Genomic DNA, 11,706 nt, shown 5'->3' on the forward strand with positions numbered 1-11,706 from the left:
TAACTCCTCTCTGGATCATCTCCACGATTTGCATAAATGTAGGGCCGCTAAAGCCTCAGCTTCAGTACTTTTGAACAACATTTTATCGCCTTGATTGCATTCGTAAATAAAATCATTCAGACTTTTGCTGTTATAGCTTGTAAATTCTCCTACGATAGCAACTCTCATCTGATAGTTTGTATATTTTTGTGCAATCTCACCAGCAACTCCAGACTTTAGCTCGAAAAAATCATCCGTAATCTGTTCCTTCCTCAGAAGCATTTTATCGCATCCTTGGTATTTCACATTCATCATTAAGTCTAAGGCATCCCTTACATTATTGATTATGATCTCCTCACCAGAGATTATAGCTACCGTTGAATCATTCTTATCATCCACTGTGATTTTCATTCAAGACTACTCCTTTTCCGCGAAGAATTTCTGCAACATTATGATTACTCTGCTTAATCGCAACCGACCATGCAGATTCACCACTTTTTATTTTAGCAGAAATGTCGGCGCCATGTTCGATTTACAACTCTATTAGTTCTACATTATCCGTATGAAAAGCAGCAGAATGTAAGGAAGTATAACCATCACTATCGAATATATTATTCTCCATATTCGCAAGGTGCGGATGAGCTTTCAGGATTTCTTTCAGCCGTTCTGCATAGCCTGATTATGCTGTCTGAAATACATCATTAATGATTAATTATCGTATAAACGAGCTAAGCCATAAAAAGAAAAGAGGACTCGTTCAATGTTCTTTGAACGAATCCTCTAATGATCACAATTCTGGAGCTCAGTAGATTAGATTAAATCCGACTTTTCAAGTAGCCGCTTCACGATCTCTGCAACCTCAGCTCTGGTCATATCATCTTTCGGAGCAAGCCCTTTACTGCTTCTTCCCATGATAATGCCTGCCTGCAAAGTGTCAGTAACTCCACTGATTGCCCAGTTAGAAACCTTACTACTATCTGTAAATGGAGCTAACAAAACGTCAGCCGATTGAACAGAAAGCTTAGTCTGTAGCGCTGTAATTTTCATCGCTTTAGCAATAATTAACATCGCTTGTTCACGGGTAATATGTTCATCAGGGCGGAACATGCCATCTTCAAAACCATTGATTAATTGATAAGTAAATGCCGTGTTGATCGCACTGTTATACCAATCCGTGGTCTTTACATCTGAGAATGGTGTTGCAGCTTGTTCCATCTCAAGTCCCAGACCGCGTACAACAATCGCCGCAAACTCTGCACGGGTAATGGCTTGATCCGGAGTAAATTGACCACTACCTGTTCCCTCAATGACTAATCGGGAGCCCATATCGTTCACTGCCTCTTTTGCCCAGTGATTAGCTACATCACTAAATTCAAGCGGATGCCAGATTACGGAGTAAGTACCTCCGCTTAAGCTATTGATAGTAGCAAAATATTTGCCATCAATTACAACCACTTTAGTAGGAACATGGTGTACCGAACCTTCGGAATCAACGTACACTCCAGTTGTAATCTTGTTCGGGTCCATCCCTTCAGGAATGGCTATGGTACGTTTAACATACGTATTGAATTGGGAAAGTTCAATACTCTTATCTCCGTAGATACCTCTAGCCGTAAAATTAACTGGCGCGGAAACTAATGAGAAGGATCCTTTTTGCGCAGCTGCTTCTAAAGCTTTAACTTTATCGGCTGTAGGAGCACTAATTTCAATCTGTATCTTAATATCTTGCAAAGCTACCGACTTGCCGATTTGCTCGTTCAAAGCGTCAATATTAATTTGTTGAGCAGGCAGTGTAAATGTCGCATTTCCCGCTTTAATCTCAAGAATCGCTTGATTACCCTGCATATTTTTAACCATTTGTCCATTTAATTCGCCAACTATAACATCAGATTTACTATTTGCACCGATAGAAACTACTGTACCTTTACCTTCAGTGGCGAGCTTGTCCTCTAGCTTCTTCTGATCTAACACAATAGTGATTAACGTTTGCTCATTCCGTTTACCATTCGTTGCGGTTCCCACTGTTTCAGCTTTACCATTGATTAGAATGGAAGCAGCATTTACCACAGGTGCCGGAGTTGGTGATGGGGTTGGTGATGGGGTTGGTTGCGACGGAACAACAACATCACCACCAGATGGAGTGCTAGGAACAACTGCATTGGACTCAGCAGAGAATTCGCTGATGCCAGCTTTATTGATTGCCTGTACCGTGAAGGTATAGCTTGTTCCATTCGTCAAACCACTGATTGTCAGAGGACTTCCAGTTCCTGTAACCGTCAAACCTCCCGGATTAGCAGTTACAATATATCCTGTGATTTCGCTGCCTCCATCGTTCACCGGCGGGATAAAGGTGATGATTGCTTGACCATTCTCTGCAGTTGCAGTTACGGATGTTGGAATTCCAGGTGCTGTAACTGGTTTAACAGGTGCCTTCACAGTAACGGTTGTAGAAGCCGTATAACTACCATCTTTCGTCGTTACCGTTATGATGGCTGTTCCTTCACCAATCGGAGTTACTACTCCATAAACAACCTTAGCTACTGTCTCATCGCTCGAGCTCCAGATCACACCTTTATTTGTTGCATTAGCAGGAGCTACTGTCGCTTGTAGAGTTCCCTCGCCTTCACCCACCGTTAAGTTAAGTTCTGTCTGGTCTAAAGTCACCCCAGTTACGATAACGTCAGGTGGCTTAGGAGCGGCTACATTAACTGTGGTTGTAGCTGTAAAACTTCCATCTTTGGTCGTTACCTTGATAACCGCTGTACCCTCTCCAACCGGAGTTACTACTCCGTTCACTACGGTCGCTACAGTTTCATCGCTCGAGCTCCAGATCACGTCTTTATCTGTTGCATTCGCAGGCTCTATTGTTGCTTTTAGAATTCCATCAGCTTCACCAGCTGTTAAATTCAGTGTTTCCTGATCTAACTTCACTCCAGTTACGTCCACAACCGGCGGGATTGGAGCACTCACATTTACTACAGACGAAGCTGTAAAACTTCCATCTTTCGTCGTTACCGTAATAACCGCTGTACCCTCTCCAACCGGAGTTATTACTCCGTTCACAACGGTCGCGACTGTTTCATCGCTCGAGCTCCAGATCACGTCTTTATCCGTTGCATTGGCAGGCTCTATTGTTGCTTTTAGAATTCCATCAGCTTCACCAGCTGTTAAATTCAGTGTTTCCTGATCTAGCTTCACTCCAGTTACGTCCACAACCGGCGGGATTGGAGCACTCACACTAACTGTGGTTGTAGCTGTAAAACTTCCATCTTTGGTCGTTACCGTAATAACTGCTGTCCCCTCACCAACCGGAGTTACCACACCGTTCACAACGGTCGCAACTGTCTCATCACTCGAGCTCCAGATCACGTCTTTATCCGTTGCATTGGCAGGCTCTATTGTTGCTTTGAGGAGTCCATCAGCTTCACCAGCTGTTAAATCCAGTGTTTCCTGATCTAGCTTCACTCCAGTTACGTCCACAACGGGCGGGATTGGGGCACTCACATTTACTACAGACGAAGCAGTAAAACTTCCATCAGTAGTCGTTACCGTGATGATCGCTGTTCCAACGCCAACTGGAGTTACCACCCCGTTTACAACGGTTGCAATAGTCTCATCACTAGAGCTCCAATTTACTGTTTTGTTCGTGGCATCAGCAGGTGCTATTACGGCACTAAGCGTGTCTCCTGCTTCTCCTTCCGTTAAACTGAGTGATGGTTTATCCAGGGTCACTCCGGTTACGATTACATCCCCCGTATTGTTTACGGTCACATTAAAAGTGTAGGTGTTGCTTAATGCTCCATCACTTACCTTAACAGAAATCACACTGGTGCCAAAAGCATTCGCTGCGGGTGTTATTTCTAAAGTCCGTTGCTCACCACTTCCACTTATTTTCAGTCCATTATTCGGAATTAAGAGCGTATTCGAGGAAGTAGCTGATACTTGTAGGTCATCTCCATCCACATCGAGGACCTTAAAGGATCGTGAGACCGACTTGTTTTTATCGGTTGTAGTATTCCCCATAAAACCTGTGTCCTGCTTCCAGGTTGCCCCAGTAATTGTGCCGTTCTTAAGGGGAAGACCAGAGGTATTAATAGCGACATTCCCATCATTGCTATTCGCTAATTTATAGTTTAAAGCCAGATTAGGCTCCGAGCCTGTCAAGTCGACATTCATTTCTCGAACAATATCACTTTGGGTCTTGGCTTTACTCCAGAACCTCACGTCTCTCATTCCACCGTTATAATCTCCGTCCTGTCTCCACGTGCTTTTTCCAAGCCAGTTATTCGGACGTGCAACGTTTCCTACTGTACTTAAATCCATGGCCCCTTCTGCCTTAAGTACACCATCCCAATAAATCCGTCCCTTTTTCTGACTGTGATCATAAACAATCGCGACATGAACCCATTTAGAAATCGGGAAATCCTCAGTGACATTAATATCTCCCTTATTAGTGTAGGCAGTGAAATTCATCCGTTTACCGTTAAAACCTACAAAAATATTGTGGTTCTGCTCTGCGATCGAAGATTCAAAAAATCTCATCCATGTCTGAAAAGCATCTACCTTCAAAAATCCTTCAACTGTAAAAGAATTCCCATAAATCCGTTGATCCGGGAAGGTCACATAATCCCCGTTACCGTCAAAACTAAGATAGTCCCCACCATTTAGTTCTGTCAGATAAGGTGCATCGTTCACTGGATTTACAGTAATTACGGCTATACCCGGATCTGAGCTGAACGCGGCAGATACTGTGGTATTCGCATTTTTTTGATAATTTTGATAACCGGATGCTGTTGTATCCCATAGCTTAAAGCTAATGGATGCCGTTCCGTTCCAGTCTTTCGCCGGGACAAAACGGATTTTCTCCGATTTCAGCAGCAGAAAAGCATTACTGTTTGACACCGGCTCGATATTATACCAAATTCGTCCCACCGTGTTGTAATACTGCCAGGCCCCTTTGGTATTATCTAAAGCTACTACAGCAATCCCTGTTGACGCTGGATCCGATACTTTTCCTGTCAAAAAGCTGGCTACCTCAACTCCTGCGTTGGTATAGTCATCTTCATTGATCGACGTTATTATAGCTGGGCTATTCTCGAGCCAACCGAAACTAGCTTTTGCACTTATGATTGGAGTTTGCATAGGACCTACCCCCTGCACCACAAGTCCAGTACATAACGAAATACTAATGCCTATTTTCATAAATGATGGCTTCAAACTCTATTTCCCCCTCTAGCATAAATCATGTCCTTAATTCGACAATAATCGAGAGTATTATACAAAATTAAGATAAACAAAAAATAAACAAAAAAAGAACCCTCGATAGCCATCCTTTCGAAGGTTCCTTCCATTACAATAACTTCTGTTTCATTAACGCTTTAAGTTTAGGATCGGGTGTTGTTCCGAGCTCTTGCTGCAGCATCTCTTCCAATTGACCAAATTTCCGCTGTGCTTCATTCATTCGCCCTAATTCAATTAATAAGTTGATGATTTCATGATAGATGTCCTCTCGCAAGGAATCTAATTTTAATATTTCTCCAAAATAATGCAGTGCTTGCTGCTGCTGATTCTGCTCCAAATGAAATCTTGCAGCCAGCTCTAGCAATCCTATATATTCATGCTCGAGTCTGCGCGTCCTGCCACTGGCCCATTCATAGGCTTTTCCTTTGAGTAATGCTCCTGTGTATAAAACTTCTGCTTGAATCATCCATTCAACATGTCTTTCAGAGGTTTGCCTGATTTGCTTTAACAATCGCTCAAATTCATACAGATCACAATAAATGCTGCTTTCTACTACATGAATTTCATTCCTGCTAGCTTTTATATAATTGGCGCCGATTGCTTTTCGAATATAATACAGCGTCGAGTTCAGATTCTTCCATGCTTTTTCAGGCTCCAATCCGCTCCACAACGTGTCGATAATTTCCTCCCGGCTAACCGTCCCTTTACTAACCAGAAAAGCAAATAATTCTTCTGTTTTTGGACTTCTCAGCTTGATTAGCTCTCTGTTCTGCGTTCTGCGGTACACTTTTAAACCATTAAATAAAAAAACTTCTAACGTAGGCTCAGCCGTTGTATTTCGATTTATTTTTTTGAGTTTCTCTAACGTCTTAGACAACCGCTCCGCAGTTACAGGCTTCAAAAGATAATCCACTGCACTTAGGTCAAAAGCCTGCAGCGCATACTCATCAAATCCGGTTACAAAAACCACATCTATCGATTCATCCAATTCATGCAAAAGGCTAGAAAGCTTCATCCCATTCGTCTCAGGCATAGAAATATCCAAAAAAGCTACATCTATCGGATTGGCCTTCGCAAAAGCATAGGCTTCCGCAGGATTCAAAAACGTCTCATAGACATCAATCTCTCCGCTCTGCGATAAGATCCGCTTCAGGCGTTTTACCGATAACTCCTCATCATCTACAATAATCGCTCGCAGCATGCCTCAACCTCCCATCCGCTTAAGCTGCTGTATTGGAATTTCAAAAGATACCGTTGTGCCTAATCCTTCAGCACTTTGAATATGAATATTTTTTCCATATAATAGCTTGATGCGCTGACTGATATTCCACAGCCCCACCCCTCTTTTATCTACATCTGACTGCATTACTTCTTTCAATTTATGCTCACTCATTCCAGATCCATTATCCTCCACAATAAAGCTAATCACAGAATTCTCTAATTCTTTTACAGATATAATTACCGTTCCACCCCGCAAATTGGACATTAGGCCATGCCTTATTGCATTTTCGACCAAAGGCTGTAGAATCAGCGGAGGAATCCGGTAATCCGTATTCACTCTCACATCATATTCCACATTTAATCTGGCACCGAAGCGTGCTTTTTCAATATTGATATAAGCCTCTACCAGCTCAAGCTCATTCTCCAGACTCGTTAGTGAATCCAGTTGTTTGAAATCAAAGCTGCTTCGCAAATACTGGGACAGCTGCAGTGTCAACTCTTCGGCCTTCTCAGGTTCTTCCACACATAGTTCAGCAATTGAATTCAGAGCATTGTATAAGAAATGAGGTTTGATCTGGGATCGTAAAAAAGCAATTTCGGCGTCTTTGGCAGTCTTCACGGAAGCTCTCAATCGGGTCAGACTTTTAACACGTGCCATTAGCTCTTCAGCTTCAAAAGGTTTTCCCACATAGTCATTTGCACCGTTATCCATGGACATCTTCATATCGCTCACCCTGTTCTTGGCCGTCAACATTAACACAGGCAGTTCAAAAGGAGTAAATCTCTCTCTAATCTTTTGCAGAACCTCGTAACCCGAAATGTCCGGCATGGTAATATCCAGTACCACCAGAAAAAAGTCTGTGTTTTTCGCTAGCTCCTCAAGTGCCATCTGCCCGCGATTGACAACCACAATAGAATATTTCTCTAGCTTAAACAGATTGATCATAGATTGCAGATTGGCAAAATCATCGTCCACTACTAAAATGGGCTCATCGATCTCGCCTTTGATATAAAGGGGATAACTACCATGGGAGAAACTTAATTCTTTATAAGAATGTGCCGCCTTAAGGGTTGGCCTCGAGATTGGCTTAACCGCTTTATCCCACCGTGGAAGTGTAAAAATAAACACCGAACCTTTTTCCACTGTAGATTCCACAGCTATGTTCCCACCATGCAGTTCTACTAGCTTCTTAGTAATACTTAATCCGAGCCCTGTTCCACCATGACTATGAATCTCCGCCTCATCCACCTGCTCAAAAGCTTTGAAAATACGCTCCTGCATATCCGGTGAGATACCCAAACCTGTGTCTGCCACACGTACTTCCACCCACTCCTGAATAACTCTGGCACTAATCTCTATTTCACCCTGTTCCGTAAATTTAATCGCATTATCAACCAAGTTGTGGAAAATTTGAATCAGACGATTGCCATCTGCATTCACCATAGGGAAATTCGAAGCGACTCTGTTAACGAGCAGGATCGACTTTTCTCCGAGCAAAAAAGAATGAATACCCATGACGGAATCAACAACGGCTTTCAAATCCAGGTTGCTTTTGTATAATGTGATGTCTCCATACTTCATTTTGGAATAATCAAGTAGTTCATTTACCATATGTGTTAATCTTCTGCCGCTCCCTATTACGATCGCTAGATTCTGCGCTTGTTTTTCATTAACTGGACCCTCAACCCCATCCAGCAGCGTAGCTGTAATGTTCACTATGGCATTTAGAGGTGTTTTTAGTTCATGTGAGGTGTTGGAAAGGAATTCATCTTTAATTTTATCCAGCCCGATCAGCTGGTTTTTCATCTCGTCTATGGTATGGTAGGCTTCAAAAAAACGTAGAACAATCAGCACGATCATGATGATATTAAAAGCCACAATGTAAAACTGCCCGAGCCAAAGGTTCTCTTTTATAGAAAGAGCAAACAAAATAATGTCTATGGAATATAGATTAATAGCTAGAATCGCCATAAACATCAGCAGCAATTTGATTCTATTTACTTCTGCGCTTCTGATATATAGGGTAGCCACTCTGCATAACATCCAAATTAACATCAGCTCATATAAAATAATCACATACGGATAAATGACCGTGTAAGAACGAATCGGCAGGATGGCGACCAGAATTATAAAGCTGCCTAAAACAATCGTTATGGCTTGAGTAAATTTTAAAGATATTATGCTTTTGTGCATTTGGTAAAAAAATATTGCGAGCACAATAAAGCAGGAGATGGAGCTTATATCCTTTACTTTGTAGAGCACTATGAACGAAAGTTTAGGGAAAAAGAGTAAGAGTGAACGCTCGCCGATCAACCCATGATATATCGCAAACAGCAAACAAATAGTTGCAAACACAAGTAAAGAGTAATCCTGCTTACGGTATAAGGACGCTGCCCCAAAGCAGATAAAAAAGATAAGGGCAAGTGTGCCTAAAATAGCAACGGTGCTAAATTCACGGGCCGTACTCTTCTGCTGAACCTCCATCATTGCTGCTTCCTCACCAAAGGATAAAGAAACCGGAATGCCCCCATTTACATAATCGAAGTTGGAGACTTGAATTATAATTTCTACATCTCCCTTATCAGACGAAAAAAGCCCAATCAGCGGGATATTCCCTGACCGATAATCAGCTTCATTAGCAGCAGGATTACCATCCTCAATAACTGACTGTCCATTAACAAAAATCCTGCTTGAAAAGCGGATATTAGTTTTTTTCAAGGCGAATACCCCGCTTACGGGCAGGTTTTTTAGAACCATCCGATAGGTGGCGGAACCGAAGGCGGGTAAAGGGCTTCCATTAACGATGTTGCCGTTCCACCGGGAGGGCACCTCCATCCAAGCTGTAGAATCAGGTATATCTGCGCTACCCGCCCTAAAATGCTCAGAAGTTAATAGCTGGTTCCAATAAAACTCCCATTCACCGTCTAACTTGATAATCTTATCCTGTTCATAATCCCAAGCCGCGAGATCCATGACTCCATGCTGCACTTGCAGGTGACTTCCTTGTTTATCGTGACCCATAAGAATGGATAGAGGAATCGCAGATAATAAAATTAAACCAATCAGATAGATAAGTAATGTCCTTTTGAGCATCGTATCGGCCCCTTTTATGGAAGAGTAAAGCTGCAGCAATCACCAGGGCCATCCTGCAACACGTGATGTAGAGTAAAAAGTTTAGATGAACATAGATAATTCTATAAAATTTTCTAATTTCCTTCACAATTCGACAAAGTAATAGGCCTTTATTAGGATTTTTTTCGGAAAAAGCGGGACTTGTATGAAAAGAGGGTCTGATATGACCATGATGAGTAGGATGACGGTATGAGCACGATGAGTAAGATGACGAAATGAGCATGATGAGTTTAATGATGAAATGAATGGACCAGTTGGGCGACTTGTGCTACTTTGGCGACTCGAACGCATCTGCCCGGCACTTGCGGACTCAGGAGACCTTATTTGCTGAAAAACGAAGGTTTTGACACGCTATCGGACTCAGTTGCAACTATTCGCTCATAACTACCCCATTTTGAGTCGATATGCAGCTAATAAGAGCTATGCAGTCCGTAACTTTTGGAATACGAGCGAAAATGTACGAATAGCTGCAATACGGTCCGTTCATCCCGGAGTTACATGACTTTGGTGACATGGAAGACATGAACACAATGATATCTGATATCTTGGACTAGATAGATAAATCCGACGTCGTTGGTGACTCTGAATGCTTACGCCGCGCGCATGCGGACTCAAAAGACCTTATTTGTTGAAAAACGAGGGTTTTGACACGCTATCGGACTCAGTTGCAACTATTTGCACATAACCACCCCATTTCGAGTTGATTTGCAGCTAATAAGAGCTATGCAGTCCGTAACATTTGGAATACGAGCGAAAATGTACGAATAGCTGCAATACGGTCCGTTCGAAAATGAATAATGATATTGCGCAGAGCACGTAATCCATTTTTGCGGATCAGTAACCACATAATGCTCGTCCTAGAAAAGCCATGCGGCCGCGCGGGGGAAGAATCCGCTTTTAGAGTAACTATTAACTTCAGCAAATTTAGCTCGTTCACCATGCTAGCTTCTTTCATCTAAAACCTATTAGAATTCGTCATCTTTATACACAATAACTCATTGAAGAAATCCCCAGCACTCGTTATAATAGCAACTATAGGTCGTGAAGAACACGCCGCTTTTATACAATCTCTATCCTGGGTTAAGCTCAGGAGGAATTGTATGGGAGCGGCTTTTTCTTTTTTCAAAAAATTACTTAAGGAGGATATACAAAATGTCCAGATTCGAACAGCAACTAGAGGAATGGTTACAGATCAACTTGGATAAGGAGAACAATCCCCGCAGACAGGAGCTTCTTGCAAAAGGGTTGGGCTATGGAACAGTCGAATTTCTGCGTGCCGTATGGTTTCCTGCTGTAGGAAACTTCAACTACTTGTTCCCCGAATGGGAAGTGCGCGATTTCAACAATGGTTATCGTTATCTTGATCTGGCCTATATGCCAGGTGGAGCAAAGGGTGGAATTGAGATTCAAGGCTACGGTCCGCATGCTAGAGATCTTGATGTACGACGATTCAAAGATTTATGTAGACGCCATTCCTTATTATCGCTAGACGGTTGGACCTTCCTATCCATCGCCTATCCCTCAATCACGGACGAGCCTCAGCTATGTCAACAACTAGTACTGGCATTCATCGGCAAATTCATGGCTTCAGACGCGCCCTCTTCATTAACTTGGTTAGAAGCTGAAACACTTCGTTTCGCAAGACGTCTTCTGCGTCCGTTCACACCTGTAGAGCTCACCCACCATCTTAGAGTCACTAATCGCCATGCCCGACGTGTTTTACATGAGTTAGTTGAACAGCAGCTACTAGAGATCGTCGGTGGAAAAGTACGCAATCGAACCTATCAGCTTAGAATGTGATGATTTGATTAGTTTGTTTTGATTAGTTTGGTTTGATTAGTATGGTTTGATTAGTATGGTTTGATTAACAAAGTTACGTTCGGACCGTATAGCTCTTATTTCCCAATTATCTTCGTTTTCGCCACGCTATCGGACTCAGTTGCAGCTATTTACTCAAAAACACTGCTCTGACCCAATTCTTCAGCTCATTAAGAGCTATGCAGTCCGAAACTCACGGAAAATGAGCGAATTAGCTAAAATAGCTGCATTACGGTCCGTAATGGCAACTCTAGGGTCATACCAGCAAGGCTCATACAAAAAAATGATCCTGAATCTAATCCGTTGCACCCCCG

The 11,706-nt window shown here is 42.5% G+C and carries 6 protein-coding genes; 1 reads left to right on the top strand and 5 read right to left on the bottom strand.

Annotation, left to right across the window (positions count from 1 at the left end):
- Positions 1-15: 15 nt before the first annotated feature.
- The 5 genes from MHI32_RS17685 to MHI32_RS17705 form a co-directional block, all read right to left on the bottom strand.
- Positions 16-390, bottom strand: coding sequence for a DUF4180 domain-containing protein (locus tag MHI32_RS17685; RefSeq protein WP_076128242.1), 375 nt, complete (start codon positions 388-390; stop codon positions 16-18).
- Positions 391-789: 399 nt separating this feature from the next.
- Positions 790-5,196: an Ig-like domain-containing protein gene (locus MHI32_RS17690; protein ID WP_340010413.1), complete on the bottom strand. Its 4,407-nt coding sequence runs from the start codon at positions 5,194-5,196 to the stop codon at positions 790-792.
- A gap of 133 nt (positions 5,197-5,329) precedes the next feature.
- Positions 5,330-6,421 (bottom strand): response regulator, encoded by a 1,092-nt coding sequence (locus tag MHI32_RS17695; protein ID WP_076129707.1) that lies wholly within the window; start codon positions 6,419-6,421, stop codon positions 5,330-5,332.
- A gap of 3 nt (positions 6,422-6,424) precedes the next feature.
- Positions 6,425-9,535 carry an ATP-binding protein gene (locus tag MHI32_RS17700; protein WP_139330226.1) on the bottom strand — a complete coding sequence of 1,037 codons (3,111 nt, stop codon included), beginning with the start codon at positions 9,533-9,535 and terminating at the stop codon, positions 6,425-6,427.
- Positions 9,536-10,295: 760 nt separating this feature from the next.
- Entirely contained in the window at positions 10,296-10,421 is a 126-nt protein-coding gene (locus MHI32_RS17705; protein ID WP_256717263.1) for a hypothetical protein, read from the bottom strand.
- Positions 10,422-10,726: 305 nt separating this feature from the next.
- On the opposite strand from MHI32_RS17705, the gene MHI32_RS17710 reads away from it, so the two are divergent.
- Positions 10,727-11,374, top strand: coding sequence for a transcriptional regulator (locus MHI32_RS17710; protein ID WP_076182320.1), 648 nt, complete (start codon positions 10,727-10,729; stop codon positions 11,372-11,374).
- Positions 11,375-11,706: the final 332 nt, after the last annotated feature.

Origin of the sequence: Paenibacillus sp. FSL H7-0690 (assembly GCF_037980415.1) — a bacterium.
Lineage (GTDB): Bacteria > Bacillota > Bacilli > Paenibacillales > Paenibacillaceae > Paenibacillus_AQ > Paenibacillus_AQ odorifer.

Coding starts and splice junctions, on each gene's coding strand:
- MHI32_RS17685 (WP_076128242.1), bottom strand. CDS start 390: ATGAAAATCACAGTGGATGATAAGAATGATTCAACGGTAGCTATAATC.
- MHI32_RS17695 (WP_076129707.1), bottom strand. CDS start 6,421: ATGCTGCGAGCGATTATTGTAGATGATGAGGAGTTATCGGTAAAACGC.
- MHI32_RS17700 (WP_139330226.1), bottom strand. CDS start 9,535: ATGCTCAAAAGGACATTACTTATCTATCTGATTGGTTTAATTTTATTA.
- MHI32_RS17705 (WP_256717263.1), bottom strand. CDS start 10,421: ATGTGGTTACTGATCCGCAAAAATGGATTACGTGCTCTGCGCAATATC.
- MHI32_RS17710 (WP_076182320.1), top strand. CDS start 10,727: ATGTCCAGATTCGAACAGCAACTAGAGGAATGGTTACAGATCAACTTG.